General features: G+C 66.2%; 26 protein-coding genes and 1 tRNA gene. 11 read left to right on the forward strand and 16 right to left on the reverse strand.

What is annotated here, in order from left to right; translation table 11 throughout:
* Nucleotides 1-193 precede the first annotated feature (193 nt).
* On the reverse strand, nt 194-1,351 hold the full coding sequence (locus VIR09_RS29970; RefSeq protein ID WP_332016177.1) for a DSD1 family PLP-dependent enzyme: 1,158 nt from the start codon (nt 1,349-1,351) through the stop codon (nt 194-196).
* A 98-nt stretch (nt 1,352-1,449) separates the two neighbouring features.
* On the opposite strand from VIR09_RS29970, the gene VIR09_RS29975 reads away from it, so the two are divergent.
* Entirely contained in the window at nt 1,450-2,355 is a 906-nt protein-coding gene (locus VIR09_RS29975; RefSeq protein ID WP_332016178.1) for a LysR family transcriptional regulator, read from the forward strand.
* Here VIR09_RS29975 and VIR09_RS29980 read toward each other — a convergent pair.
* Nucleotides 2,352-2,750 (reverse strand): RidA family protein, encoded by a 399-nt coding sequence (locus tag VIR09_RS29980; RefSeq protein ID WP_332016179.1) that lies wholly within the window; start codon nt 2,748-2,750, stop codon nt 2,352-2,354. The two genes, VIR09_RS29975 and VIR09_RS29980, sit on opposite strands and share 4 nt — an antisense overlap.
* Before the next feature lie 62 nt (nt 2,751-2,812).
* A complete protein-coding gene (locus tag VIR09_RS29985; RefSeq protein WP_332016180.1) occupies nt 2,813-4,003 on the reverse strand; it encodes an MFS transporter in 1,191 nt (396 codons plus the stop codon).
* Between the two features lie 93 nt (nt 4,004-4,096).
* Here VIR09_RS29985 and VIR09_RS29990 point away from each other — a divergent pair, with 93 nt between their 5' ends.
* From VIR09_RS29990 to VIR09_RS30005, 4 genes are all read left to right on the forward strand, one after another.
* Entirely contained in the window at nt 4,097-4,681 is a 585-nt protein-coding gene (locus tag VIR09_RS29990) for a helix-turn-helix domain-containing protein (protein ID WP_332016181.1), read from the forward strand.
* A gap of 117 nt (nt 4,682-4,798) precedes the next feature.
* A complete protein-coding gene (locus VIR09_RS29995; protein WP_332016182.1) occupies nt 4,799-6,241 on the forward strand; it encodes an MFS transporter in 1,443 nt (480 codons plus the stop codon).
* Between the two features lie 93 nt (nt 6,242-6,334).
* Complete coding sequence (locus VIR09_RS30000) at nt 6,335-6,643, forward strand: hypothetical protein (protein WP_332016183.1); 309 nt, start codon at nt 6,335-6,337, stop codon at nt 6,641-6,643.
* A 121-nt stretch (nt 6,644-6,764) separates the two neighbouring features.
* Nucleotides 6,765-7,196, forward strand: a complete 432-nt coding sequence (locus VIR09_RS30005; RefSeq protein WP_332016184.1) for a shikimate kinase — start codon at nt 6,765-6,767, stop codon at nt 7,194-7,196.
* 25 nt (nt 7,197-7,221) lie between these two features.
* Here VIR09_RS30005 and VIR09_RS30010 read toward each other — a convergent pair whose 3' ends face one another.
* A complete protein-coding gene (locus VIR09_RS30010) occupies nt 7,222-8,871 on the reverse strand; it encodes an intermembrane transport protein PqiB (RefSeq protein WP_332016185.1) in 1,650 nt (549 codons plus the stop codon).
* A gap of 178 nt (nt 8,872-9,049) precedes the next feature.
* On the opposite strand from VIR09_RS30010, the gene VIR09_RS30015 reads away from it, so the two are divergent.
* Entirely contained in the window at nt 9,050-9,535 is a 486-nt protein-coding gene (locus VIR09_RS30015; RefSeq protein WP_332016186.1) for a GNAT family N-acetyltransferase, read from the forward strand.
* Between the two features lie 24 nt (nt 9,536-9,559).
* Here the strand turns inward: VIR09_RS30015 and VIR09_RS30020 are convergent, their stop codons facing one another.
* The 9 genes from VIR09_RS30020 to VIR09_RS30060 form a co-directional block, all read right to left on the reverse strand.
* Complete coding sequence (locus VIR09_RS30020; protein WP_207464409.1) at nt 9,560-9,868, reverse strand: carbohydrate isomerase; 309 nt, start codon at nt 9,866-9,868, stop codon at nt 9,560-9,562.
* A 66-nt stretch (nt 9,869-9,934) separates the two neighbouring features.
* Nucleotides 9,935-10,792: a 3-deoxy-8-phosphooctulonate synthase gene (gene kdsA, locus VIR09_RS30025; protein ID WP_332016187.1), complete on the reverse strand. Its 858-nt coding sequence runs from the start codon at nt 10,790-10,792 to the stop codon at nt 9,935-9,937.
* Nucleotides 10,793-10,885: 93 nt separating this feature from the next.
* Nucleotides 10,886-11,449: a cytochrome b gene (locus VIR09_RS30030; protein ID WP_332016188.1), complete on the reverse strand. Its 564-nt coding sequence runs from the start codon at nt 11,447-11,449 to the stop codon at nt 10,886-10,888.
* Between the two features lie 77 nt (nt 11,450-11,526).
* Nucleotides 11,527-12,216: an MgtC/SapB family protein gene (locus VIR09_RS30035; protein ID WP_332016189.1), complete on the reverse strand. Its 690-nt coding sequence runs from the start codon at nt 12,214-12,216 to the stop codon at nt 11,527-11,529.
* Nucleotides 12,217-12,434: 218 nt separating this feature from the next.
* On the reverse strand, nt 12,435-13,148 hold the full coding sequence (gene aqpZ / locus VIR09_RS30040; protein WP_332016190.1) for an aquaporin Z: 714 nt from the start codon (nt 13,146-13,148) through the stop codon (nt 12,435-12,437).
* A gap of 256 nt (nt 13,149-13,404) precedes the next feature.
* A complete protein-coding gene (locus VIR09_RS30045) occupies nt 13,405-13,797 on the reverse strand; it encodes a VOC family protein (RefSeq protein WP_332016191.1) in 393 nt (130 codons plus the stop codon).
* A 125-nt stretch (nt 13,798-13,922) separates the two neighbouring features.
* Nucleotides 13,923-14,252 carry a hypothetical protein gene (locus tag VIR09_RS30050; RefSeq protein WP_332016192.1) on the reverse strand — a complete coding sequence of 110 codons (330 nt, stop codon included), beginning with the start codon at nt 14,250-14,252 and terminating at the stop codon, nt 13,923-13,925.
* 42 nt (nt 14,253-14,294) lie between these two features.
* The gene (locus VIR09_RS30055; protein WP_332016193.1) at nt 14,295-14,630 is read right to left on the reverse strand and encodes a cupin domain-containing protein; all 336 of its coding nucleotides are present in this window, start codon (nt 14,628-14,630) and stop codon (nt 14,295-14,297) included.
* A gap of 281 nt (nt 14,631-14,911) precedes the next feature.
* Nucleotides 14,912-14,998, reverse strand: a tRNA-Leu gene (locus VIR09_RS30060).
* Nucleotides 14,999-15,045: 47 nt separating this feature from the next.
* On the opposite strand from VIR09_RS30060, the gene dapC reads away from it, so the two are divergent.
* From dapC to VIR09_RS30085, 5 genes are read left to right on the forward strand one after another with little or no spacing between them, the layout of a single operon-like run.
* Entirely contained in the window at nt 15,046-16,242 is a 1,197-nt protein-coding gene (gene dapC / locus VIR09_RS30065) for a succinyldiaminopimelate transaminase (protein WP_332016194.1), read from the forward strand.
* 24 nt (nt 16,243-16,266) lie between these two features.
* A complete protein-coding gene (dapD, locus tag VIR09_RS30070; protein ID WP_332016195.1) occupies nt 16,267-17,088 on the forward strand; it encodes a 2,3,4,5-tetrahydropyridine-2,6-dicarboxylate N-succinyltransferase in 822 nt (273 codons plus the stop codon).
* Complete coding sequence (gene dapE, locus VIR09_RS30075; RefSeq protein WP_332016196.1) at nt 17,089-18,228, forward strand: succinyl-diaminopimelate desuccinylase; 1,140 nt, start codon at nt 17,089-17,091, stop codon at nt 18,226-18,228.
* A 9-nt stretch (nt 18,229-18,237) separates the two neighbouring features.
* Nucleotides 18,238-19,134 carry a 50S ribosomal protein L3 N(5)-glutamine methyltransferase gene (gene prmB / locus VIR09_RS30080; protein WP_332016197.1) on the forward strand — a complete coding sequence of 299 codons (897 nt, stop codon included), beginning with the start codon at nt 18,238-18,240 and terminating at the stop codon, nt 19,132-19,134.
* Nucleotides 19,131-21,065 (forward strand): ABC-F family ATP-binding cassette domain-containing protein, encoded by a 1,935-nt coding sequence (locus VIR09_RS30085; protein ID WP_332016198.1) that lies wholly within the window; start codon nt 19,131-19,133, stop codon nt 21,063-21,065. The genes prmB and VIR09_RS30085 overlap by 4 nt, the downstream gene beginning before the upstream one ends.
* Before the next feature lie 74 nt (nt 21,066-21,139).
* Here VIR09_RS30085 and VIR09_RS30090 read toward each other — a convergent pair whose 3' ends face one another.
* The 3 genes from VIR09_RS30090 to VIR09_RS30100 are packed head-to-tail and all read right to left on the reverse strand — an operon-like array spanning nt 21,140 to nt 24,950.
* Entirely contained in the window at nt 21,140-21,445 is a 306-nt protein-coding gene (locus VIR09_RS30090) for a chorismate mutase (protein WP_332016199.1), read from the reverse strand.
* Between the two features lie 5 nt (nt 21,446-21,450).
* Nucleotides 21,451-23,745, reverse strand: a complete 2,295-nt coding sequence (locus VIR09_RS30095) for a UvrD-helicase domain-containing protein (RefSeq protein ID WP_332016200.1) — start codon at nt 23,743-23,745, stop codon at nt 21,451-21,453.
* Nucleotides 23,742-24,950 carry a DesA family fatty acid desaturase gene (locus VIR09_RS30100; protein ID WP_332016201.1) on the reverse strand — a complete coding sequence of 403 codons (1,209 nt, stop codon included), beginning with the start codon at nt 24,948-24,950 and terminating at the stop codon, nt 23,742-23,744. The genes VIR09_RS30095 and VIR09_RS30100 overlap by 4 nt, the downstream gene beginning before the upstream one ends.
* Nucleotides 24,951-25,327: the final 377 nt, after the last annotated feature.

The raw sequence follows: 25,327 nt of genomic DNA on the forward strand, positions 1-25,327 counted from the left end.
GCCTCCCGGGTCTGCGCAGCCGCGCCGCTGGCCAGCGCGGGCCGTTCCCCGGGAGCCGCGGGCGGCAGGAAACCCAACTGCCCCGAGACGAAGATGAAACCGTTGGCGCGGACCGCCTGCGAATAATGGCCGGCGGGCGGCGTGGCCTGATGCGTATGGATGAGTTCCATGCATGCCTCCTCTTGAATGACGGCTACCAGCCGCGAAAGCGTTCCCAATGCGCCACCACTTCGTGCGAACCCGGGCGCACGACCTCGTAGGCTTCGTGCTGGGCGCAGGTGGCGCAGGCGTGGTTGGGCACGATGCGCAGCTTCGCGCCCAAGGGCAGTTCAGGCAGGGCCGCGCCGCTGCCGGGGCGCACTTTGATGATGCCCTGCTCCTGGTTGGTCTCGGCCAGCAGCAGATCGGGATAGACCTTGCCGCTCGCATCGCACACCAGGCCGTACAACTGGTCCACCCGCTGTCTTGCGGTGCCCCGGTCGCGCGACATGGCCATCCATCCGGCGTCAACCAGGATCCAGCCCTTGTCGGGCTGATGGCCGATCACGGTGGTCAACACAGTGGCGGCGATATCGTCCACCGAGCATACGCCCAGCCCCGCCATCACCAGGTCGAAGAACACATACACGCCCGCGCGCACTTCCGTCACGCCATCGAGTTTGCGGGCGAAATGCGCGGTGGGCGTGGACCCCACGCTGACCACCGGACATGGCAGGCCGGCCTCGCGTATCGCCTCGGCGCAACTGACGGCCGCCACGCGTTCCTGCTCGGCCATGTCGGCAATGGCCTCGACGCTGTCGCAGCCGTAGGACTCGCCGGCGTGGGTCATGACGCCCCTCAGGCACGCGCCCTCCTCGTGCAGGACCCGTGCGATCGCCAGCAGTTGCGTCGTGTTGCCCGGCTGCACCCCGGCACGGTGGCCGTCGCAGTCGATCTCGATCAGCGCGGGGATGGCGTCGCCTGCCTCCCGTCCCCGCTCGGCAACGGCGCGCGCCGCCTCCAGGCTGTCCACCACCACGGTGAGATCCACGCCGCGCCGCCGCAGCGCCAGCACGCGGTCCAGTTTGGCGGGCGACACGCCCACGGCGTAAAGCAGGTCGGTGACGCCGGCGGCCGCGAACTGCTCGGCTTCCTGCAGCGTGGACACTGCCGCGGGCCCCTGCGGCGTGGACATGAGCCGACGCGCGACGTCGATGGATTTGGGCGTCTTCAGGTGCGGGCGCAATTGCACACCGTGTCCGGCCATCAGCGCGTTCAGGCGCTCGATGTTGCGCGCCATGCGCGTTTCATCCAGCAGCAGGCATGGCGTTTCCAGGGTATCGAGGGAGGAAGGCGTGGCGTTCTGGTTCATGGCGCTCTCGGCATGGCGAATCGGAATGGCTGAAGTATGGCGCGGCAGCGGTTCCGCGTGTTTAATCTGGACTTAATCATCCATTAATCCACGCCTGCATGATTACCACCGAAGACCTGCGCTTCTTCCTCAGCCTGGCAGCGACCCGCTCGCTGGCCGAAGCGGCGCGCGCGCTGGACGTGACCCCGCCCGCCGTCACCCAGAGGCTGCACACGCTTGAGAAACGCCTGGGCGTGAGGCTGGTCAACCGTTCGGGACGCGGCACCGCGCTGACCGACGAAGGCCGGCTGCTGGCCTTGCGGGCGGAACAGATCTGCGGCGAACTAGGCGACCTGGCCGACGAACTGGCCGGGCGCCGGGGCGTGGTGGCGGGCCATCTGCGCGTGGTCGCCCCGTTGGGATTCGGCCAGCGCTACATCGCCGGGCTGGTTGCGGAATTCCGCAACCAGAGCGCGGACGTGACGGCCAGCCTGACCCTGTCCGACGGGCCGCCGCGGCTGGCATCCGACGACTGGGACGTAATGGTCCATATCGGCGAACTGCGCGATTCGACCCTGGTCGCCTACCCGCTGGCGCCCAACCGCCGGATCCTGTGCGCGTCGCCCGCCTACCTGGCGCGGCGCGGCGCTCCCGCCAAGCCCGAGGATCTGCGCACGCACGACTGCATCGCGCTGCGCGAAAACGATGAAGACGTGACCTTGTGGCGCTTCAAACACGGGCGCGGCCCGGCCGTGGGGGTGCGCATTGCACCGGCGCTGTCGAGCAATGCGGGGGAAACCGCCGTAGAGTGGGCCCTGGCCGGACACGGCATCATGGTCCGGTCGGAATGGGACGTGGCGGCGCACCTGCAAGCGCGCGCGCTGGTGCCCTTGCTGCCCGGCTGGAGCCTGCCGTCGGCCGATGTGGTGGCCCTGGTGAAATCGCGCCAGGAACTACCGGCTCGGACGGCGGGTTTCCTGGCCCACCTGCGCGCCGCCTTTGCCGCGGCGCCCTGGCGCGCCTAGTCCAGCATGGCCTCCGCCTCGATCTCGATCAGCCATTCCGGTAGCGACAAGCCGCTGACGATGACCCAGGACGACGGCGGGGGATCCTTCTTGAAGCGGTCGCGCAGCGCCTGGGCGATGACTTCCTGATCTTCCCTGGCCGTTTCACAGATGTAGATGCGCAACATGATGACCTGCGCCAGGGTGCCGCCGGCCGCGGCAAGCACTCGCTCGACATTGTCCAGCGCGGCCTCGGTCTGCTCCTGCAGGCCCGGCCCCGCCGTGCGTTCGTTGGCATCGACGCCAACCTGGCCGGAGAGCAGCATGCGGCGCTGCCCCGTGACGATGACGGCCTGGCTGAATCCGTATTGCACGGTATTGGGCACGGTATCGGGGTTGACAACGATTCTGGACATGAGCATCTCCGGGCGGCGCGCCTGAACAGGCGCCGAAGCTGCCATTCTATCGACCCGCCACCTCAGGCGCCGGCACGTCCCGTTACGGGGCCGCGCCCAGCCGGCAAGGCGGCCAGCAGCACGATCGCCCCCGCGCATACCGCCGTCCAGAACCCCGCGCCCACGCCATGGTGGTCGACCACCCAGCCTGCCAGCGCCGCGCCCGCCGCCACGCCTGCACCCAGGCCTGTCACCAGCCATGTCAGGCCCTCCGTCAGGCGATGGCCGGGCACGCTGCCTTCCACCAGCGCCATCGCGATGATCATGGTCGGCGCGAAGGACAGGCCGGCCAACAGCACGCCGAGCGCCAGGGTAAGCAGGTCGTTCACCAGCAGCAGCGGAACCGTAGTGAACGCCGTGACTGCCGCCGCGACCACCAGAAGGCGGGCAAGCGGCATCTGGAACTTCAGCACGCCGAACACCAGGCCTGCGACGCAGGAGCCCAGGGCATAGGCGGACAACACCAGGCTGGCGCCGGCCGGGAAGCCCTGCTGACGTGCGAACGCGACGCTCAACACATCAATGGTGCCGACGATGACGCCCATGGCCGCCATCATGGCAAGCAGGGAGCACATCAGCGGCATACGCAGGACGGACGCCTGACGCCCCTCCTGCCTGAACCGCACGGCAGGCGCCGTGGCACGCTGCACGACGAAGGCCGTGACGCCCACTGCAAGCAGCAATGCCGCGAACAACGGGCCGGCTTGGGGAAAGAACAGGACGCTCAGCCCGACGGCCAGCGGCGGACCGACAATGAAACTCAGCTCGTCGGCCACGGACTCCAGCGCATAGGCGGTGCGCAACTGCGGTTGGTCCCTGAAGATCTCGGTCCAGCGCGCGCGTATCATCGCCGGCATGCTGGGCAAGGCGCCCGCCAGCGCGGCAAAGAGGAACAGGGTCCAATCGGGCGTTCCCCATTGCACGCAAGCCGCCAGGCCGATCAGCCCCGCGACGCTGAGTCCCGCCGCCACCGGCAGCACCCTGCCCTGACCATGGAGGTCCACCAGACGGGAAATCCGCGGAGCCAGCAAGGCGGTGGCCAAAGCAAACGTGGCCGCGACGCCACCCGCCAGCGCGTAGGCGCCGCGCACTTCGGACAGCATGGTGATGATGCCTATGCCGATCATGGGCAAAGGCAGGCGCGCGACGGCGCCAGCCAGGACAAAACCCAGGGCGCCGGGCGCCTTGAACAGCTCGCGATACGGATTCGACACCGGAAACCTTTGAATGGCATGGACAGCGGCATCGTATTCACATACGATGCGTATGTCAATTTACATACGTATCGTATGTCTTTGGAGAGGAGCATGACGCGTTCCCGCGCCGAGATGATAGAAGCCACCCGCGCGAAACTGCTGGCCACGGCCAGGCAGGCCTTCCGCGAGGACGGCTACGCGGCCACATCGATGGACGATTTCACCGCGGCCGCAGGACTGACCCGGGGCGCGCTGTACCACCATTTCGGCGACAAGAAAGGCTTGCTCGCCGCGGTAGTCGAACAGATCGACGGCGAAATGGACCAGCGCCTGGCCGCCATCGCGGCGCGGGCGCCTGATGCCTGGACGGCCTTGCGCGGGCGCTGCCGCGCCTATCTGGAGATGGCGGCCGAACCCGAGATCCGCCGCATCGTGCTGCAGGACGCGCGGGCAGTGCTGGGCGCGGCGGCTGACGGTTCGCAGCAGCAGTGCATTGCTTCGCTGGGCGCGCTGTTGCAGACGATGATGGACCAGGACGTGATCGAGCAGGCGGCGCCGCAGGCGATGGCGCGGCTGATCAATGGCAGCCTGGTCGAAAGCGCTTTCTGGATCGCGCAGGATCCCGCGGATGGCCCGCGTCTGGCGCAGGCTTTGCAGGCGCTGGAACTGCTGCTGCGCGGCTTGCGCAAGCCCTGACCGCGGCCGCGAGAATGGCTGCAGCGCTGCAATACGGCGTTTGCGGTTGCACCCAGCCATGCGTATTATCCAATATAAATCTTGTTTAAATAATTTCTCTCGAAGGCGGAAGATCGCGTGAGCACCGGCACAACCCATGTTTCAAGCGCGTCCTGGGCAGATCTGCTGCATGGGACCAATGCCCTGCGTTCCATCGCGCTGGCGGGCGGCGTGGCGTTGCACGCCATCAACGTCTACATCGTCACCACCATCCTGCCCAGCGTCATCAAGGACATCGGCGGACTGGAGTACTACGCCTGGAACACCACGCTGTTCGTCGTGACTTCCATCGTCGGGTCGGCGCTGTCCGCCCGGTTGATCGAAACTTTGGGACCGCGCGCGGCCTATCTGCTCGCCGTCGCGGTGTTCACCGTCGGTTCGGTGGTGTGCGCGCTGGCGCCCAGCATGCCCATGCTGCTGGCCGGACGCAGCATCCAGGGCCTGGGCGGCGGCATCCTGTTCGCGCTCAGCTATGCCCTGATCCGCCTGGTGTTCGAGGCGCCGCTCTGGTCGCGCGCCATGGCCCTGGTATCGGGCATGTGGGGCGTCGCCACGCTGTGCGGGCCCGCCATCGGCGGCGTATTCGCCCAGACCGGGCACTGGCGGCTGGCGTTTTGGGCCTTGCTGCCCGTCGCCGCGGGCCTGGCCGCGATCGTGGCCCTCAAGGTCGGCGGCAAGGAATCGGTCCCGCCGGCCCGGCCCAGCCCCCTGCCCCTGACCACGCTGGGGCTGCTGGTGGCCAGCGTGCTGGCAATCACGCTGGCCAGCCTGTCGACGGATCTGCGCTGGAACCTTGCAGGCATTGCCGCCGGGCTGGCCATCGCCGCGTTGATCGCGGCGGTGGACAAGCGCGCCGTGAAGCGGCTGCTGCCTACCGGCGCCTACTCCATCGCTACGCCGCTGGGCGCGCTGTACGCGGTCATGTGCCTGGTGGTGGCCGCCATCACCACCGAGATCTTCGTGCCGTATTTCCTGCAAGTGATCCATGGCATGACACCCTTGGCCGCCGGCTACATGACGGCGGCCATGGCGGCGGGCTGGACTCTGGCGGCCATGCCCAGCGCCACCCGCAGCGGCCCGGCCGCCAATTTCCTGGTGCGGCTGAGCCCTGTGGTGATCCTGGCCGCGTTGGCCGCCCTGGCCTGGATGACGCCGCGCGCGGCGCAGTTGCAGTCCTACTCCGGGCTGGCGGTCTATGTGCTGGCGCTGGCCGGCGTGGGCTTCGGTATCGGCCTGAGCTGGCCGCATCTGCTGACGCGCATCTTCACCGCTGCGCCTGCCGGTGAAGAAACCTTGACCTCCTCGTCCATCACCACCGTGCAGCTTTACGCGACCGCATTGACGGCAGCGCTGGCCGGCGTCATCACCAACAGTGCGGGTCTGGCGGATCCCGGTGGCGTGGCGGGCGCGCAGCATGCGGCGCAATGGCTATTCGCGGCGTTCGCGCTGGCGCCGGCGGGGGCGCTGCTGCTGCTCGGCCGCATCACCCGCAACCACGCGCCAGGGGCCATCCAGAAATAGGATTCAGCCGGGCCGCCAGGTTCCGCCAAAGGAGGTATGGAAGGCCCTGGCCGCTTTTGCTACGCTGGACTTCATCTGCAAGAGGTCCTCGCCATGATCAACAGAATCCGCGTGCTGACCGTACAGCCTTCGTCGCTCTCTGCACGTTTTGCATTCCTGGGAATCGCCTTGCGCTGGACGCTGGGCGCAACGCCGCGCCCCTCCCGCCTGCTGATCGGACCGCACGATCTCGAGCCGGTGGGCTCCGAGGCCGCGTTCTGGCAATTCGCCTTGCGCCACGCCTTTGTCGGCCGTTCCTTCCTGGTGACGCGCGGCGACCGCTGGGACCTGGCGGCTTCCGTGGACGGCGACGAAGTCCGCGCTTTCGGCCGCAAATTCGCCTTGCGGCAATGCCTGTTCTGACTCGGCCGGCCCGGGCGCTGGTACGCTTACGCGCCCGCCAGCCCTGAAAGGACCCGCCATCTCTTATCCCGACACCACCGTCATCCACCTCAACGGTCCGATCAACAGCGGAAAATCCACGGTGGGCGCCGCCTTGGCCGCCCTGCTGCCCGCCGCGCGCTTCATCGACGGCGACGACCACGACGCCCCCAGCCATCTGCCATACCCCGAGCAATGGGCGCAGGCGCTGGCCCGCATCACCAATTTGATCGCCACCACGCAGGACCGCTATCTGGTCATCGCCTATCCCTTGGAACAGGACAGCTACGAACAGATACTGGCTGCGTGCCAACAACGTTCCGCCCTGCTGCGGGTGGTGACGCTGGCGCCCACGCTGGCGGCTGCCCAATCGGACCGGGGCGGACGCATACTGACCGACTGGGAGCGCCAGCGCGTCGCGCAGATGTACCTCGAAGGCTATGCCGCGCGTCCGTTCAGCGATCTGGTGCTGGACACCTCGGGCACGGATGCGCAATCCAGCGCCCGCCAGATTGCGCAGTGGCTGGGCGGATAGCCACGGCCTGCGGCACTGACGGGCCCTAGCGCGCCGGCTGGCGCTGGTACTGGGCGTCCGGCGCGCGGCCGCGCAGCAGCGACTCCGGATGCGCTTGCAGGTAGTCCGCCAGCTCGCGCAGGGACCGCGCCGTACGCGACAGTTCCTGCAGGACCGCGTTGGCATTGACCGGCAGGCCGGCATCGGGGCTCAGCACGCCTCCTACGGCGGCCAGCGATTTGCCAGCCTGGCGCAGCATGGCTTGGGCCTCGGGCGCCAGGCGGGTATCCAGGCGCTTCATCAAGCTGGAAGTGGCACGCAGCAACTGGCCCAGATCGGCCCCCAGACCTTCGAACGGCACTCTGTCCAGCTTGGTCAGGATGCTGTTGATCTGCTGCTGCAACTGATCGAGATTGTTCGGCACGGTGGGAATGAACGGATCCTCTTCCATCTTGAACGTCACTGGCTTGGCTTCCGGGAACACCGCCAGGGCGACATACAGCTGGCCGGTCAGCAGGTTGCCGATGCGCAGTTGTGCGCGCAGGCCCTGCTGGATCAAGGCAGCCAGCAACTTGCCGCTGGGATGCTCCAGGGTCGAACCCGAGTATTCCTTGATTTCCTCGACCGTCTGCGCGCCCAGGCGTTCGGGATAGACGGTAGCGCCGACCAGCGCGTAGAACTGCTTGATGGCCGGGTCGAACTCCAGGCGGATCGAATCCACCTGACCGATGGCCGCGCCATAGGCGTCGATGGGCGCGCCCACCACCAGTCCCCGCACCGACTGGTCAAAGCGCATGCGGATGTGCAGCGGCGCGCCATCGGGTTGCGCGCGAGCCGCGCCTTCCGACGGAAAAATGGTGAACTCCGCGTCGGCCTTGGCCGTCACGTGCGCGTGCTGCTCGATGGTGTCGAACGCGACGCCCCCCACGATTACCGACAGCAGAGATTGCGAGCGCACCTGCAGGCCGCGCGCATCGACGCTGAAGTCCACGCCGCTGGCGTTCCAGAAGCGCGTGGCGCTGTTGACGTAGTCGTCATTGGGCGCGTCGATGAACACCTGCACGTTGACGCCCTCGCCGCTGCTGTCCAGGTGGTAGGCCACCACCTGCCCCACCGCGATGCGCCGGAAGTATACGGGTGAGCCCACGTCCAGCGAACCCAGGTCGTGGGCCTTGAGGGTAAAGCGCTTGCCTGCGCGGTCCTGCGCCACTTCGGGCGGGATTTCCAGCCCAACGAAGCTGTACTTGGAAGCCCGGCTTTCTCCCTCCTGGCGGAACTGGTCGGACGGATCCACGCCGATGTACGCCCCGGAGAACAAGGTGCTCAGCCCCGACACGCCACTCAGGGTCAGCCGAGGCCGGACCACCCAGAACACGGTCCCTTCCTGCAGCAGGCTGGCGGCTTCCTTGTTGATGCGCACGGTGGCGACGATGCCCGAGCGGTCGGAATTCAAAGCCACGCGCTCGACCACGCCGACGTTGACTTCTTTGTAGCGGACCTGGGTTTTGCCGGCTTCGAGCCCTTCGGCGGTCTGGAAGCTGATGGTGGCCGTGGGGCCCGCCTCCATCCAGACGCGCACAACCAGCGCCAGCCCGCCCAAGGCTGCGATGAGGGGGACGAGCCAGATCCATGACAGGCGACGCCTTTTACGGCTTGCTGCAGGCGTGCTGGAGGTGGCGGAGCCAGACTCAGGCATGGGAGATGTCCCCTGTTGTACGCATTGGACTCGAGGGCAGAACGCTTTCAAGAATCGCCCCCGAGCGCCCAGCGCGCAAGTAAGGGTATTCCCGAAATCGGTGCGCCAGACAAGCATGCGCGCAGCCGGATTCACGGGTAGGATAAGGCCCCCCCAAAAAAAGTAGCAGGAAGTACCCGTGACTATCGAAATTCGTCCGGCCGTCGCCTCGGATGCGGCCCAGATCCATGCGTTCATCACCGAGCTGGCCGTGTACGAGCGCGCCGCCCATGAAGTGATCGCCAGCGCCGAGGACGTCGCGCGCACCCTGTTCGCCGAGCAGGCGCCGGCCAAGGCCTTGATGTGCCTGCTGGACGGCAAGCCCATCGGCTACGCCGTCTACTTCTACAGCTATTCGACTTGGCTGGGCAAGAACGGCATCTATCTGGAAGACCTGTACATCACGCCGGAACAGCGCGGCATCGGCGCGGGCCGCGACCTGCTGCGCCATCTGGCGCAAGAAGCGGTGGCCAATGGCTGCGGCCGGCTGGAATGGAGCGTGCTGGACTGGAACACGCCCGCCATCGATTTCTACAAGTCGATCGGCGCGCGGCCGCAAGACGAATGGGTGCGCTACCGGATGGCGGGAGACGCCCTGCTCAATTTCGCGCAGGGCCGGCGCTAAGCGCCGCCAGCCGACCTGCCCGGATCAAAATTCCGGCAGGTCGAACAGCGTGTACAGGGTTGAGCTGGGAACCGGCACGGACGCGAGATGCTCGCGTCCGTCGTCGTCCACCAGCACGCGCACCGGCCGCAGCGCCACGCTCATGCCGTCCTGGCTGATGGCGGTTTCGACTTCCGCTCCGTCCTTGATGGCCTCGATGACTTCGGATGCCGCCGCCGTCACCGGCTCGGTGACCCAGCCGGGGACGCCGCGTTCGGCCTGGCCCCAGCGCACATAGGCCACATGCCCGCTGACGGGCTCTTTTCGAACGGCGACGATCACATACAAAGACATCCCGGCCTCCCCAATGTTTGGCCCGGATCGTATAACAACTTTGCGCAGCCGTTATGACCGCCAGTCTCAGGGTTCGATGTCGATGGGGGCAAAGGACTTCACCAGGTCGTCCAGCCTCTTCAGCTGGGTCAGGAAAGGCTCCAGCTTGTCCAGCGGCAAGGCGCTGGGGCCGTCGCACTTCGCGTTCTTGGGGTCGGGGTGGGCTTCCAGGAACAGGCCGGCCAACCCCACGGCCATGCCTGCGCGCGCCAGTTCGGCCACCTGCTCACGACGGCCGCCCGAAGCGGCGTCCAGCGCCGAACGCTGCTGCAAGGCATGCGTGACGTCGAAAATCAGCGGCCGGTTGCCGGACACTTTCTTCATCACGCCAAACCCTAGCATGTCTACAACCAGATTGTCATAGCCGAAGCTGGTGCCGCGGTCGCACAGGATGAGCTTGTCGTTGCCGGCCTCGGTGAACTTCTCGACGATGTTCAGCATCTGGCCCGGGCTGAGAAACTGTGGCTTCTTGATGTTGATGATGCGCTCGGTCTTGGCCAGCGCCACCACCAGGTCCGTCTGCCGGGCCAGAAAGGCCGGCAACTGCAGGATGTCGACGACCTCGGCTACGGGAGCCGCCTGCCAGGGCTCATGCACGTCGGTGATGACGGGCACGCCGAATTCCTTCTTGACCGCTTCGAAGATCTTCATGCCCTCTTCCAGCCCCGGACCACGATAGGAATGGATGGACGAGCGGTTGGCCTTGTCGAAGGAGGCCTTGAACACGTACGGGATGCCCAGCTTGCGGGTGACGCGCTGGTACTCCTCGCAGGCGCGCAGCGCCAATTCCTTCGATTCCAACACGTTGATGCCGCCGAACAGCACGAAGGGGCGATCGTTCGCGCAGCTGATCGAGGAGGAGATAAACACTTCTGGGGCGGTCATGATGGGTGCATCCTGTGGAAGTAAGGCAGTGATAGTGCGTAATGTACAACCTGCCCGGCCCGGCTTTCACCCCCCGCCTTTGCCGCGCCCGCCTCAGCGGCTGGCGAGCATGCGGCGCAGCACCCCGTCGCGCAGGACGTAATGGTGGAAGAGCCCCGCCAACGCGTGCAGCAGCGCCAGCGCGATGATGCACCACGCCACGGTGTTGTGCAGTCCGCCGATGAAGCGGCGCTGCTCGTGGTCGATGGCGATCAGCGTGGGCACGTCGAACAGGCCGAAGAACGCGAACGGCTCCCCCTGCGCCCAGCGGAACAGAAAGCCCAGCACGATCTGCGTCGCCATCAACAGGTACAGTAATCCGTGTACGCCCGTACTAGCCGCGCGCAGCCAGCCGGTCGACGCCGGCGGCAAGCGCCTGCCCTCGGTGAGGCGCCAGACGGCGCGCAGCACGAACACCGCAGCAAACAGCAGGCCGAACGAAATGTGCAGGTGCTGCAGCAGGCGCCGCGTAGGCGTGCCGCGCGGCAGGAAGCCCCAGATTTCGGCCAGGGCGAACAGACCCACCACCAGCACGGCCGTCAGCCAGTGAAATGCGATGGTGATGCGGTCATAGTGCGCAAGGCCGGCGGGCGCGGCGGAAGGAATCGGTGTCGTCACGGAATACGCTCATCATCTGGAAGCAGGTGTGCAAGCGTATTGACATCGGACTTACGGCGTCCTGATTACCGAGGGCATCAGGCGTTGCCGGTGTCCGAGGTCCATCTGGCCGAATAGGTCTGCGGCAGCAGGCTGAGGCTGCCCACCAGTTGCTCCACCCGCTCGTCTTCCTGGCGCATGGAATAGACCACCGCGGTCACTTCGGAGCGGCCGCCGTCGCGCTGCTGGCTTTCCACGCCGCGCAGGCGCAGGCTGTGCTTGCCCAGGGCGTTCAGCAGTTCCGCCCGTACCAAGGCTTCGTCCGTGGAGGCGCAGGTCAAGGCGATGTTGTAGTAGCGCTCCTCGGTTTCCGCTTCGGGCACGTAGCGGTCCACCAGCCTGGCGCCGCGCCGCAGCAGCACGTTGGTGACCAGGATCAGCGCCGTCACCGCGCTGGCTTCGGCCAGGAAGCCGTAGCCAGCCAGCACGCCCACCGCGCCGGTGGCCCAGATGGTGGCCGCCGCGCTCAGGCCGCGTATGGTCAGGCCGTCCCGCATGATCAGGCCGGCGCCCAGGAAGCCGATACCGGTCACGACCTGGCTGCCCAGGCGCATATCGTTGCTGGCGTCCAGCAGCGCGGGCAAGGCGGTATAGGCGGCCGCGCCCAGCGAGACCAGGGCATGCGTAACCACGCCCGCGTAGTTCTGGCGCCATTGGCGCTCGACGCCGACGGCGGCGCCCAGCAGCATGGCCAGCGCAAGATTGATGGCAATCGTGAATTCACTCATGGGACGGATCGGGGTTCTTTTTCTTCTGAGCCCGGCCCGGCAAGGCGCCGGGAACAACAACCGGGGACTCGGCCCCATTATCGCCCGGCCGCGAGAGCGGGGGCTTCGATGCTGGTCGCGGGCATTGCGCAACCGCATTGCGCGGCGGCGCCGCAGGCATGAAACGGCCGGGCCGTGCCGGGGATGCGGTCCCGGCACGGCCCGGCCAAGCACCTGTGCTAGGCGCGTTCCTGGGCCGGATCGCTGACCAGCCGGTAGGCGATGGCGCCGACGATCGCCCCGACTATCGGCGCGACCCAGAACAGCCACAGCTGCTCCAGCGCCCAGCCGCCCACGAACAGCGCGGGGCCGGTGGAACGGGCCGGATTGACCGAGGTATTGGTCACCGGAATGCTGATCAGGTGGATGAGCGTCAGCGCCAGTCCGATCGGGATTGCCGCAAAACCGGCGGGCGCGCGCTTGCTGGTGGCACCCAGGATCACGAAGATGAAGCCCGCGGTCAGCACGACTTCCGTCACCAGGGCGGACACCATCGAGTACTTGCCCGGCGAATAGGCGCCGTAACCGTTGGCCGCGAAATGGCTGCCCTTGAGGTCGAAGCCCAGCTTGCCGCTCGCGATGCAGGCCAGCACCGCCGCGGCCACGATCGCCCCCAGAACCTGGGCGATGACGTAGGGCAGGATTTCCTTGGCGGGAAAACGTCCGCCCGCCACCAGACCGACCGTGACGGCAGGGTTGAAATGCCCGCCGGAAATATGGCCAACCGCGAACGCCATGGTCAGCACGGTCAGGCCGAAAGCCAGCGCCACGCCCGCGAAGCCGATGCCCAGCTCAGGGAAACCAGCGGCCAGCACCGCCGCGCCGCAGCCACCCAATACCAGCCAGAACGTGCCAAAGAACTCCGCGCCGCAACGCTTAGAAAGCGAATACATGTCGACTCCCCGAAAAACGAAAATGCAACGGTATCGCGGGGCGGGAGCGGCAACTTCAAAGCAATGTAAATCTTGACAATTCTTGAGCGCAGCCGGACGCCGGCACCCCTGCCGCAACCACGGTAACGTCGCGGGATGGGCCGGGGGATCGCCCTGACCGGCTAGACGGAAAGGTGCAGGCGGGAAAGGCTCGGTAGATATCGGCTGGGCCGGGCGCGGGTCTGGCGCATGGCCAGCGTGGTGGCCGCGAACGCGCCTAGCCGTGCACCGGCGTGCAAAGCTCCACCAGCGTGCCGTCCGGACAACGCACATATGACACGACCTGCCCCCAGGGCTTGGGCGCGGGCGCGCTCATTTCGGTTGCGCCGGCCGCAAGCGCGCGGGCATGCGCGGCGGCAACGTCGTCCGTCACGAATGCCACTTCCATGCCCAGGGGCTCGGCCGAGGAGGACGCCGCCACATGGCCACCATGGAAATTCGCCTCGCCCAGTTCATGCGCGGCGAACGATAGCGTGGTCTCGCCGGTTTCGAGTTCGCCGTAGGTCTGGGATTCATGCAGGAAGCGCCTGGTGAATCCGAACGCCTGTTCAAAAAAGGACAGCGATGCGGCGACGTCGGGCACGTAGATGATGGTGTATCCGAATTTCATGGTTCGTTCTGGTCGTGGAGGTGGGCGGCGTGGCCCGGGCGGGCGTGGCGGGCCTGGCCCGGCGCATGGTCAGATTGAACCAGATTGCTGTATTTTTATCCAGTATTTCAATGGACCGCCCGAGCCTAAGCCGCGATTTCTTCCAGCCCGGCGCTGGACCACCGGTCGACGTCGCGAATCAGGCAAAGCAGGAATTGGGTGTAAGCCGTGTCCAGCGCCAGCAGCCACGCTGAGTTGTCCTGGCGGGCGCAAGATGCGCGGATGGCGCATTCCAGCGTTTCTGCCAAACGGCTGACCGTGGCGCCAGACATGCGGAAACAGATCGGCGCCTGGCAGGAATGCCGATGCGCATGCCGCAGCGCATTGTCGCGCGCCTGCGCCGTGGCCTGCGCATTGGCCACGTCCCGCAACAGGCGGTTCAGGATTTCGCACCAGTCGGCCAGCAACTCATGCACGGCTCACCTCGCAGGGAACGCGTAAGGGCAGGATTGGAGGAATTACTCGGCGGCGGCGTGCAGCACCGTCACCAGCACGGTGGCGTCGCGCACACCCAGCAATGCGTGCGGCTCGTGGGCGGCCAGCGCCATGAGCTGGTCTTCGCGCAATTGGCGGATACCATCGCGCGATGTCACGCTCACCTCGCCGGTGATGCACTGGATGGTGATTTCGCCCGCCACGGCGTGCTGCGGGAGGCCCTTTCCGGCTGGCAGTACCAATTGCAGCAATTGCATGTGCGCGGTCTTCATCAGGCTGACGCTGACGGCCTCCCCGTGTTCGCGATGCGGGGTGCGCAGATCGATGACATCCAGAAATGCAGCGTGCTTGAGCGCCATGGGAGGCTCTCCTTATAGTGCTGTTTTGGGTGCTGTGTTTGATGTGGCCGAGGCGCCGTATGGGAGGCCGCCTGCCACGTCGCCTGCCAGGAAGCTTTTACCGCGCCTACCGGCAAGCCTTTACCGAAGAGCGCGAAGATATATCAAAAACCTGCTTTCGGCACGGGAGGTTATCCCTAAGCGAAAGACCCGTGCCGGCAAAAGAAAAGCCCCCAGGCACGAATACCGGGGGGCTTTCAGGGCGCTGTTGGCGATATGCCAAATCACTGCCCAAATAGGGTTGGTGCGAAGGAGGGGACTCGAACCCCTACACCTGTTACGGCGTCAGGACCTAAACCTGGTGCGTCTACCAATTTCGCCACCTTCGCTTTAAGCCAAGCCCGCTATTGTAGCTTGCTTGTTAAAATCTTGCGTCATGAATCCGCGCCTCGATGCCCTACACCCCTATCCGTTCGAAAAACTGCGCGCTTTGCTGGCTTCGGCCAGCCAGCAGTCGGACGGTCTGACGCCCATCAATCTGTCGATCGGCGAGCCCAAACACGCCGCGCCCGAGCGCGTCGCACAGGCCATCCGCGACAGTCTTGCGGGCCTGTCCGTGTACCCGTCCACCAAGGGCGACCCGGCGCTGCGCCGGGCGATCTCGGAGTGGCTGGCGCGACGCTACAGCATCCCTGCCCCCGATCCGGAAACGCAGGTGCTGCCGGCGCTGGGCTCGCGCGAGGCGCTGTTTGCGTTCACGCAGACCGTCATCGATCCGGCCGCCGGCTCGGTGGTGATCTGCCCCAACCCCTTCTATCAGATCTATGAAGGCGCGGCCCTGCTGGCCGGCGCCACACCCTACTTCGTCAACGCCGATCCGGTGCGCAATTTCGCCAGCGACTGGAACCAGGTGCCGGACGACGTCTGGAGGAAGACGCGCATGGTGTTCGTCTGCTCGCCAGGCAACCCGGCCGGCAACGTCATGTCGCTGGACGAATGGGAAACGCTGTTCGAACTGTCCGACCGCCACGGCTTCGTGATCGTCTCGGACGAGTGCTATTCGGAAATCTACCTGGACGAGGGCAATCCGCCGCTGGGCGGCCTGCAGGCGGCGCGCCGCCTGGGCCGCGATACCTACCGCAACCTGGTGGCGTTCTCCAGCCTGTCCAAGCGCTCCAACGTGCCGGGCCTGCGCTCGGGCTTCGTGGCGGGCGACGCCGCGCTGATCGGCCGCTTCCTGCTGTATCGCACGTATCATGGCAGTGCCATGAGCCCGATCGTGTCCGCGGCCAGCATTGCGGCCTGGACGGACGAGGCGCACGTGAAGGACAACCGGCGCCTGTACCGCGAGAAATTCGACGCCGTCGTGCCCATCCTGCAGAACGTGCTGGACGTGTCCCGCCCGCAGGCCTCGTTCTATTTGTGGGCGGCCACGCCCGGCTCGGATACGGCCTTCGTGCGCGACCTTTTTGGCCGTACTGGTGTTACCGTGCTGCCGGGCAGCTTCCTGGCGCGCGAGGCGCACGGCGTGAACCCCGGCCAGGGCCGCATCCGCATTGCTTTGGTGGCGCCTTTGGCTGACTGCGTGCAGGCAGCCGAGCGCATCGCCCATTTTGTGCATACTTCCGTTTGATCAACCTTTAAAAGCTGAGCCGCTATGACTCTCGACCTGCAGACCACCATCGAAAAAGCCTGGGACGACCGGGCCAACCTGTCGCCCGCCGACGCCAGCGCCGAAGTGCGCGAAGCGGTCGAGCGCACCATCGACGGCCTGGATCTGGGCCGCTTGCGCGTGGCCGAGAAAATCAACGACGACTGGGTCGTGCACCAGTGGATCAAGAAGGCCGTGCTGCTGTCGTTCCGCCTGAACGACAACGCCATCATGGGCCAGGCTCCGCTGCAGTTCTACGACAAGGTGCCGCTCAAGTTCTCGGAATACGGCGACAACGCCTTCAAGCAAGGCGGCTACCGCGTGGTGCCGCCGGCCGTGGCCCGCCGCGGCGCCTATCTGGCCCGCAACGTGGTGCTGATGCCGTCCTACGTGAACATCGGCGCCTACGTCGATGAAGGCACCATGGTCGACACCTGGGCCACGGTGGGCTCCTGCGCCCAGATCGGCAAGAACGTGCACCTGTCGGGCGGCGTGGGCATCGGCGGCGTGCTGGAACCCCTGCAAGCCAACCCGACCATCATCGAAGACAACTGCTTCATCGGCGCCCGCTCGGAAGTCGTGGAAGGCGTGATCGTCGAAGAGAACTCGGTGCTGGCCATGGGCGTGTTCCTGTCGCAAAGCACCAAGATCTATGACCGCGCCACTGGCAAGATCACCTACGGCCGCGTGCCCTCGGGTTCGGTCGTGGTGCCGGGCTCGCTGCCTTCGGCCGACGGCTCGCACAGCCTGGCTTGCGCGGTCATCGTCAAGCGCGTCGACGCGCAGACCCGCGCCAAGACCAGCATCAACGACTTGCTGAGGGCGTAAATGAGCAATGCCGTACTGGATCTGGTCAAGGACCTGATTGCCCGCCCTTCGGTCACGCCGGCCGATGAAGACTGCCAGGCGACGCTGGCCGCGCGCCTGGAACGCATCGGCTTCACCTGCGAGACCATCGCCCAGGGCGGGGTCACCAACCTGTGGGCGCGGCGCGGCAGCGCGGCGCCGCTGGCCGTGTTCGCCGGTCACACGGACGTGGTGCCTCCGGGTCCGCGCGAGAAGTGGGACAGCGATCCTTTCGTTCCCACCGAGCGCGATGGCTACCTGTACGGTCGCGGGGCGGCCGACATGAAGAGCTCGATCGCCGCCTTCGTGGTGGCGGCCGAGGAATTCGTGGCGGCCCACCCGCAGCATGGCGGCTCGATCGCCCTGCTGATCACCTCCGACGAGGAAGGGCCGTCCATCGACGGCACCGCCATCGTCTGCGACGCGCTGAAAGCGCGCGGCGAACAGATGGACTATTGCATCGTCGGCGAGCCCACCTCGGGCGACGTGCTGGGCGACACCTGCAAGAACGGCCGCCGCGGTTCGCTGTCGGGCAAGCTTACGGTCAAGGGCATCCAGGGCCACGTGGCCTACCCGCACCTGGCGCGCAACCCCGTGCACCAGTTGGCGCCGGCCCTGGCCGACATCGTCAACATCGAATGGGACCAGGGCAACGAGTACTTCCCGCCCACTACGTTCCAGGTGTCCAACCTGAACTCGGGCACTGGCGCCACCAACGTGGTGCCGGGCGAGGCGGTGGCGCTGTTCAACTTCCGCTTCTCGACCGCCAGCACGCCGGAAAACCTGCAGGCGCGAGTACACGAAGTGCTGGACCGCCATGGCCTGGAATACACGCTGGACTGGGACCTGGGCGGCGAGCCCTTCCTGACCCCGCGCGGTTCGCTAACGGATGCGTTGGTCTCGGCCATCCGCGACGAAACCGGGGTGACGGCCGAGCTGTCCACCACCGGCGGCACATCCGACGGCCGCTTCATCGCCAAGATCTGCCCGCAAGTCATCGAATTCGGCCCCTGCAACGCCACGATCCACAAGGTCAACGAACGCGTTGAAGTGGCGTCGCTGGATCCGTTGAAAAACATTTATCGGCGCACGCTGGAAAACCTCCTGCTGCCGCCCAAGTAAAAGCCTTATATGTATCAATCCGCCCGCCAAGAACTGCTGACCCTGCGCGACCTGATCCGCTATGGCGTGTCGCGCCTGAACGGCGCCCAGGTGGCGCTGGGGCACGGCAGCGATAACGCCTGGGACGAGGCGGTCTACCTGACGCTGCACGCCTTGCACCTGCCGCTGGACACGCTGGAGCCCTTTCTGGACGCCCGCGTGCTCAGCGAAGAGCGCAACCGCGTGCTCGAACTGATCGACCGCCGCGTGACCGAGCGCCTGCCCGCCGCTTACCTCACCAACGAGGCCTGGCTGCGCGGCCACCGCTTCTACGTGGACCAGCGCGTCATCGTGCCGCGCTCGCCCATCGCGGAATTGCTGGACCAGGGCCTCGCGCCCTGGGTGCAGGATGCGCTGGCGGTTGAGAACGTGCTGGACATGTGCACAGGCTCCGGCTGCCTGGCGATCCTGTCCGCGCTGGCCTTCCCCTACGCCCACGTGGACGCGGTGGACGTGTCGCCCGACGCGCTGGAAGTGGCGCGCCGCAACGTCGACGACTACGGCCTGGCGGACCGCCTGGACCTGCACGCAAGCAATCTGTTCGACAACCTGCCCGAACGTCAGTACGACGTGATCATCTGCAACCCGCCTTACGTGAACAGCGGCTCGATGGACGCGCTGCCCCAGGAATACCGCCACGAACCGCAGCTGGCCCTGGCCGGCGGCGACGACGGCATGGACCTGGTGCGCCGCATCCTCGACGCGGCGCCGCGGTTCCTGACCCCGGAAGGCGTGCTGGTGCTGGAGATCGGCCACGAGCGCGACTTCTTTGAAGCCGCGTTCCCGCAGCTGTCGCCCGTGTGGCTGGATACCGAAGAAGCTTCCGACCAGCTTCTGCTGCTTACCCGCGAGCAACTGAGCCTGTGATACGCGCTACTGGATTGACCCTGCGCCGCGGCACCAAGGTGCTGCTGGACGGCGCCGAATTCGTCGTGCATCCCGGTGAACGCGTGGGCATCGTCGGCAAGAACGGCGCGGGCAAGTCCTCGCTGTTCGCGCTGCTGACCGGCGTGCTGGACCTGGACGCGGGCAACCTGGCGATGCCGGCCGGCTGGCGCATCGCCAGCGTCAAGCAGGAACTCGAAGCGGACGAGCGCCCGGCGCGCGAATTCGTCATCGACGGCGACACCCATCTGCGCGAACTGCAGGCGCGCCGCGCCGAACTGACGGACGAGCAAGGCACCCAGATCGCCGAAGTGGAAGCGGCGCTGGTGGAAGCCGGCGCCTGGAGCGCGGCCTCGCGCGCCGAGCAACTACTGGCCGGCCTGGGTTTCAAGCCGGCCGAATGGATGCAGCCGGTAGAGAGCTTTTCCGGCGGCTGGCGCATGCGTCTGGCGCTGGCCCGCGCGCTGATGGCCCCGTCCGAATTGCTGCTGCTGGACGAGCCCACCAACCACCTGGATCTGGACGCCATGCTGTGGCTGGAGAAATGGCTGGCCGCCTATCCCGGCACCGTCATGCTGATCTCCCACGACACCGAGTTCCTGGACGCGGTCGCCAAATCCATCCTGCACTTCGACCACGCCAAGCTGGTGCGCTATCGCGGCGGCTATGGCGACTTCCTGACGCAGCGCGCCGAGCGCCTGCGCCAGACCAGCATCGCCTACGAACGCCAGACCCGCGAGGCGGCCCGGCTGCAAGGCTTCATCGACCGCTTCAAGGCCAAGGCGTCCAAGGCCAAGCAGGCGCAAAGCCGCGTCAAGGCGCTGGCCCGCATGCAGGTGCTGGCGCCCTTGCACGCCGAAGCGGGCATCGACATCCGCATCCCCTCGCCCGATCAGGTGCCGGATCCGCTCCTGACCCTGGAACACCTGTCGGCTGGCTATACGGATGCCGACGGCAACGCCGTGCCGATCCTGCGCGACGTGACGCTGATGGTGCGCGCCGGCAGCCGCGTCGGCGTGCTGGGCGCCAACGGCGCCGGCAAGAGCACGCTGATCAAGACCCTGGCCGAGGAACTGCCGGTGCAGGCGGGCGAACGACGCGCGTCGCGCGGCCTGGCGATCGGCTATTTCCATCAGCACCAGCTGGACATGCTGGACGTGGACAGCACGCCCATCGCTCATCTGGCGCGCCTGGCCCCCGACGCTCGCGAACAAGAACTGCGCAACTACCTGGGCGGCTTCGGCTTTTCGGGCGACACGGTGACCAGCAAGGTCGGCCCCATGTCCGGCGGCGAAAAAGCGCGCCTGGCGCTATCCCTGATCGTCTGGCAAAAACCCAACCTGCTGCTGCTGGACGAACCCAGCAACCACTTGGACGTGGAAACTCGCGAGGCACTGGCCGCGGCGCTGGCGGACTTCGGCGGCAGCATGCTGCTGGTCTCGCATGACCGCCATCTGCTGCGCACCACCGTGGACAGCTTCTGGATCGTGGCCGATGGCGCGGTGTGCGAGTTCGACGGCGACCTGGAAGACTACCGGGACTGGCTCGCCGCCCGTAACGCCGGCGAACGCGCCGAGGCCGCGCGCGAGAACTCGGAAGGCAACGAGCCGGTCGTCGACCGCAAGGCCCAGCGCCGCGCCGAGGCCGAGCAACGCCAACGCCTGTCGGCCCTGCGCAAGCCGCTGGAATCCAAGCTTGCCAAGGTCGAGTCCGAAATGGAGAAGCTGCGCGCCAAGCTGCACGCGCTGGACGCCGTCATCGCCGACCCGGACCTGTACTCGGACGCGCGCCGCGCCGAACGCCAGAAGGTCATGGCCGAACACGGCGAACACGGCAAGCGCATGGACGAGCTGGAAGAACAGTGGCTGGAAATCCAGGGCTCGCTGGAAGAGATCGAACAGTCCGAGGCCTGACGGCTTGCGGCGGGCACCCTGCCCGCCGCTGCTCACCTTAGCCTTCTTGCTCGTGGGCCTGACCAGCAACGAAACTACGAGTACGGACGCTCGCGCAGGCGGGTGTGGTGGTCAATCACGGTGTCGATCACTTCACGCAGTATCGTTTCGCCAAGAGCGGGCGGTACGCCCGCCTCTTGCGCCAGGCGGCGGATGCGCTCGACTTGCTGCTCCTCGCGCTGGGGATCCACCAGGTCCATGCCCAGGTCGCGCTTGAGCTCGCCTATCATGTCCGTGCAACGGAACCGCACGCCCAGCAACAGCATGATCTGCTGGTCGATTTCATCGACCTCGGCGCGCAGCGACGCCAGCTCGGCTTTGGGAGAATCGTTGTTGGCCATGTCTGTCAACCCTGAACAATATCGAGTTTGGCGATGCCCAGCGCCAAGGTCTTGGCGCCCACGTCGCGGAACTGGATTTCAGCCTGGGCGTCCTGCCCTGCGCCGCTCAAGCCGACAATCGTGCCCTCGCCAAACCGCGCGTGGAGCACGCCCTGACCCACACGATACTGCTTGTCGCCCACCGTGACGCCAGTGGTGACGCTGCGCGCTTGACGCGGCGCAATGGTATTGGTGGCCTTGCGTCCGAAAGCGTCGCCGCGATTGCCGCCGCCCCAGCCCGCGCCCGTGCCGCCGACCTGGGCCAAACCAGCCTTGGGCGACAGCCACTTCAAGTGCTGTTCCGGAATTTCGTCCAGGAAGCGGGAACGCATGGCGTAGCGCGTCTGGCCATGCAGCATCCGGCTTTGCGCCAAGCTGATGTACAGGCGCTGGCGCGCGCGCGTGATGGCCACGTACATGAGGCGGCGTTCTTCCTCCAGCCCGGAAGCTTCCAGGACGCTGTTCTCGTGCGGGAACAGCCCCTCTTCCAGGCCGGTGATGAACACGGCGTCGAACTCCAGGCCCTTGGCCGCATGCACGGTCATGAGCTGCACGGCGTCCTGGCCCTGCTGGGCCTGGTTGTCGCCGGCTTCCAGCGCCGCATGCGACAGGAACGCCGCCAGCGGGGTCAGGCCGTCCGACGCCACGATGGGTGCGTCCACCACGCCTGCGTTGAGCGTGGACGCCGTGTCCTGTTCGGGCACCACGCCGGCGGGCATGCCGTCGTAGTTTTCCTCGGACGCGAACACGGCCGCGGCGGTGATCAGTTCGTTCAGGTTTTCAAGCCGTTCCGCGCCTTCGCGTTCGGCCTTGTAGTGCGCGTTCAGGCCGCTGTTCTCGAGCATGTGCTCGACCATTTCCGGCAACGGCAGGTCGCGCGTCTCTTCGATCAGGCGATGGATCAGCTGCGCGAACTGCGCCAGATTGGAGCCGCCCTTGCCGGGCACCAGGGCCACGGCCGCGTACAGACTGGTGTCGTGCGCGCGCGCGGCATCGCCCAATTGCTCCAGCGTGCGCGCGCCGATGCCGCGCGTGGGAAAGTTGACGACCCGCATCCACGAGGTGTCGTCGTGCGGGTTGGCCATCAGGCGCAGGTAGGCCAGCGCGTGCTTGATTTCCTGGCGTTCGAAAAAGCGCAGGCCGCCGTAGACCTTATAGGGAATGCCAGCGGAAAAGATGGCGTGTTCCAGCACGCGCGACTGCGCGTTGCTGCGGTAGAGCACGGCGATCTCGCGGCGCAGGCTGCCTTCGCGGATCAGGGAGCGGATCTCGTCCACGATCCACTGCGCTTCCATGCCGTCGGACGGCTGCTCGATGACGCGCACCGGTTCGCCATCGCCCTGCTCGGTCCAGAGATTCTTGCCCAGCCGGCCGGTGTTGTGGCCGATCAGCGCGTTGGCCGAATCCAGGATGTGGCCAAAGGAACGGTAGTTCTGCTCCAGGCGGATCACGGTGCCGCGCGCGTAGTCGCGCTCGAAGTCGGCCATGTTGCCAACGTTGGCGCCGCGGAACGCGTAGATGGACTGGTCGTCGTCGCCCACCGCGAAGATCGCGGCGCCGCCGCCAGCCAACAGGCGCAGCCACTTGTACTGCAGCGTGTTGGTGTCCTGGAACTCGTCGACCAGGATGTGGCGGAAGCGGCGCTGGTAGTGCTCGCGCACGGGCGCGTTGCGCGACAGCAGTTCATAGGCGCGCAGCAGCAACTCGGCGAAGTCCACCACGCCCTCGCGCAGGCACTGGGCCTCGTAGAGCTGGTAGATCTCGATCAGGCGGCGACGATGGGCGTCGTAGGCTTCGACGTCGGCCGGACGCAAGCCCTCTTCCTTGGAGCCGTTGATGAAGCGCTGCACATCGCGGGGGGGATACTTTTCGTCGTCGACGCCGTTGGCCTTCATCAGCCGCTTGATCGCCGCGAGCTGGTCGGTGACGTCCAGGATCTGGAAGCTCTGCGGCAGACCGGCATCGCGGTGATGCGCACGCAGCATGCGATTGCACAGGCCGTGGAAGGTGCCGATCCACAGGCCGCGCGTGTCGATCGGCAGGATAGCCGACATGCGCGCGAGCATCTCGCGCGCCGCCTTGTTGGTGAACGTGACCGCCAGAAGCCCAAAAGGCGAGGCCTGGCCGGTTTGAATCAGCCAGGCCATGCGGGTGGTGAGCACCCGGGTCTTGCCGCTGCCCGCCCCGGCCAGGACCAGGGCGTGCTGCGGTTCTAACGTTACTGCGGCGCGTTGTTCAGGATTGAGCTTCTCTAGCATCATGCCGCGTAGCGGCGCAGACGTTGAGCGAATTGCTCGAGCCCGGCGATGCCGCTTTGCTGGGCGCGCTGGCACCAGGCCTGCAGGTCATGAAGGAGCTGTTCGCTGCTGGCGCTGGAGCTTTCCCAGATGCGGCCGAGTTCGCGGCGCATCTGCACCAGCGTGGCCAGCGACTTGTTCTGGGCGATGGCCTTGTCCACGGCGGCGACCTGTTCCGGCTGGAGGATGTCCTCGTTGCGGTGGATCGCGCGGCGCACGCTGTGCAACTGGGTCCAGTCGCATTCGGCGCTACCCTTGTTGCGCGAATCCTTCAACTTGGCCAGCTCTTCGCGGGCCGCGCTCTTGATCACGTCCGCATAGCGGGCCATGACTTCGTAGCGGTGCGTGATCACGCCCTGCAGGGTGCGCAGGTCGATGCCGGTCTTGCTGTCGTCCAGCTTGAGCTTGGGCGCAACCTTCTTGATCTTGGCCAGGCCGAAGAACTTCAGGATGTTGATGTAGCACCAGCCAATGTCGAATTCGTACCACTTGGCCGAGAACTTGGCCGACGTGCCGTGGGCGTGGTGGTTGTTGTGCAGCTCTTCGCCGCCGATCACGATGCCCCAGGGGAACACGTTGGTGCTGGTGTCCGGGCTGTTGTAGTTGCGGTAGCCCCAGTAGTGGCCGATGCCGTTGACGACGCCGGCGGCCCAGAAGGGAATCCACGCCATCTGCACGGCCCACACCGTGACGCCCATGGCGCCGAACAGCGCGATGTCGATGGCGAGCATGGTCAGCACGCCCCACAGGCTGTGCTTGCTGTAGACGTTGCGCTCGAGCCAGTCGTCAGGCGTGCCGTGGCCGAACTTGGCCATGGTTTCCTTGTTGTTCGATTCTTCGCGGTACAGTTCCGCGCCGCGGAACAGCACCTTCCAGATGCCGAACAGGATGGGCGAATGGGGATCGCCTTCCTTTTCGCACTTGGCGTGGTGCTTGCGGTGAATGGCCACCCATTCCTTGGTGACCATGCCGGTCGTCATCCAGAGCCAGAAGCGGAAGAAGTGCATGACGGCCGGATGCAGATCCAGACCACGGTGCGCTTGGCTGCGATGGAGGAAGACCGTGACCGACACAATCGTGATGTGCGTCACAACCAGAGTGAACACGACGACCTGCCACCAGGTAGCTTGGGTCAGACCGCCGGCAATGAAGGAAAGGATGTAATCCATAAAGCTGTTAGGAGCCTCGCTAGAGAAGTGCCTGGAGTTTAGCTTACCTTGACCGACTTATGACAAGGTAGTTTCAAAATAGTTTTTGAGCGAAATCAAGGACTAAGCCCCGGTTTTTGAGGGCAAAAAACCACTCTCGCCGCCGGAAACGAAGGTTGCGAGACCGAGCCTTGCGGCACGCGGCGCTAGGGCCGTCCTCCCCAGGGAACGTGGGGGGCATACGCGAAGGCGCAAGGTTTGGGCTGGATTTCGCCGTTAAAGTTCCTGTCAGCAAGGCATCCGGTCTTGAAGCGGACTTGCGGCTGGCGCACACTGCGGGTGCTTTACTGACCAAACTGTCTCTTTTGCCCCACTGATGTTGCCGAAAAAAATACGTC

Origin of the sequence: Achromobacter sp. (genome assembly GCF_036567245.1) — a bacterium.
Classification (GTDB): Bacteria; Pseudomonadota; Gammaproteobacteria; order Burkholderiales; family Burkholderiaceae_B; genus Achromobacter.

Excerpts from the sequence above, each read along its gene's own strand:
- VIR09_RS29970 (WP_332016177.1), bottom strand. The coding sequence starts at position 1,351 with ATGAACCAGAACGCCACGCCTTCCTCCCTCGATACCCTGGAAACGCCA.
- VIR09_RS30010 (WP_332016185.1), bottom strand. The coding sequence starts at position 8,871 with ATGCCTGAGTCTGGCTCCGCCACCTCCAGCACGCCTGCAGCAAGCCGT.
- VIR09_RS30095 (WP_332016200.1), bottom strand. The coding sequence starts at position 23,745 with ATGATGCTAGAGAAGCTCAATCCTGAACAACGCGCCGCAGTAACGTTA.
- VIR09_RS30020 (WP_207464409.1), bottom strand. The coding sequence starts at position 9,868 with ATGTCTTTGTATGTGATCGTCGCCGTTCGAAAAGAGCCCGTCAGCGGG.
- dapC (WP_332016194.1), top strand. The coding sequence starts at position 15,046 with ATGAATCCGCGCCTCGATGCCCTACACCCCTATCCGTTCGAAAAACTG.
- VIR09_RS30090 (WP_332016199.1), bottom strand. The coding sequence starts at position 21,445 with ATGGCCAACAACGATTCTCCCAAAGCCGAGCTGGCGTCGCTGCGCGCC.
- dapD (WP_332016195.1), top strand. The coding sequence starts at position 16,267 with ATGACTCTCGACCTGCAGACCACCATCGAAAAAGCCTGGGACGACCGG.
- VIR09_RS29980 (WP_332016179.1), bottom strand. The coding sequence starts at position 2,750 with ATGTCCAGAATCGTTGTCAACCCCGATACCGTGCCCAATACCGTGCAA.
- VIR09_RS30055 (WP_332016193.1), bottom strand. The coding sequence starts at position 14,630 with ATGGCGCTCAAGCACGCTGCATTTCTGGATGTCATCGATCTGCGCACC.
- kdsA (WP_332016187.1), bottom strand. The coding sequence starts at position 10,792 with ATGACCGCCCCAGAAGTGTTTATCTCCTCCTCGATCAGCTGCGCGAAC.
- VIR09_RS29975 (WP_332016178.1), top strand. The coding sequence starts at position 1,450 with ATGATTACCACCGAAGACCTGCGCTTCTTCCTCAGCCTGGCAGCGACC.
- prmB (WP_332016197.1), top strand. The coding sequence starts at position 18,238 with ATGTATCAATCCGCCCGCCAAGAACTGCTGACCCTGCGCGACCTGATC.
- VIR09_RS29990 (WP_332016181.1), top strand. The coding sequence starts at position 4,097 with ATGACGCGTTCCCGCGCCGAGATGATAGAAGCCACCCGCGCGAAACTG.
- dapE (WP_332016196.1), top strand. The coding sequence starts at position 17,089 with ATGAGCAATGCCGTACTGGATCTGGTCAAGGACCTGATTGCCCGCCCT.
- aqpZ (WP_332016190.1), bottom strand. The coding sequence starts at position 13,148 with ATGTATTCGCTTTCTAAGCGTTGCGGCGCGGAGTTCTTTGGCACGTTC.
- VIR09_RS30000 (WP_332016183.1), top strand. The coding sequence starts at position 6,335 with ATGATCAACAGAATCCGCGTGCTGACCGTACAGCCTTCGTCGCTCTCT.
- VIR09_RS30045 (WP_332016191.1), bottom strand. The coding sequence starts at position 13,797 with ATGAAATTCGGATACACCATCATCTACGTGCCCGACGTCGCCGCATCG.
- VIR09_RS30100 (WP_332016201.1), bottom strand. The coding sequence starts at position 24,950 with ATGGATTACATCCTTTCCTTCATTGCCGGCGGTCTGACCCAAGCTACC.
- VIR09_RS30035 (WP_332016189.1), bottom strand. The coding sequence starts at position 12,216 with ATGAGTGAATTCACGATTGCCATCAATCTTGCGCTGGCCATGCTGCTG.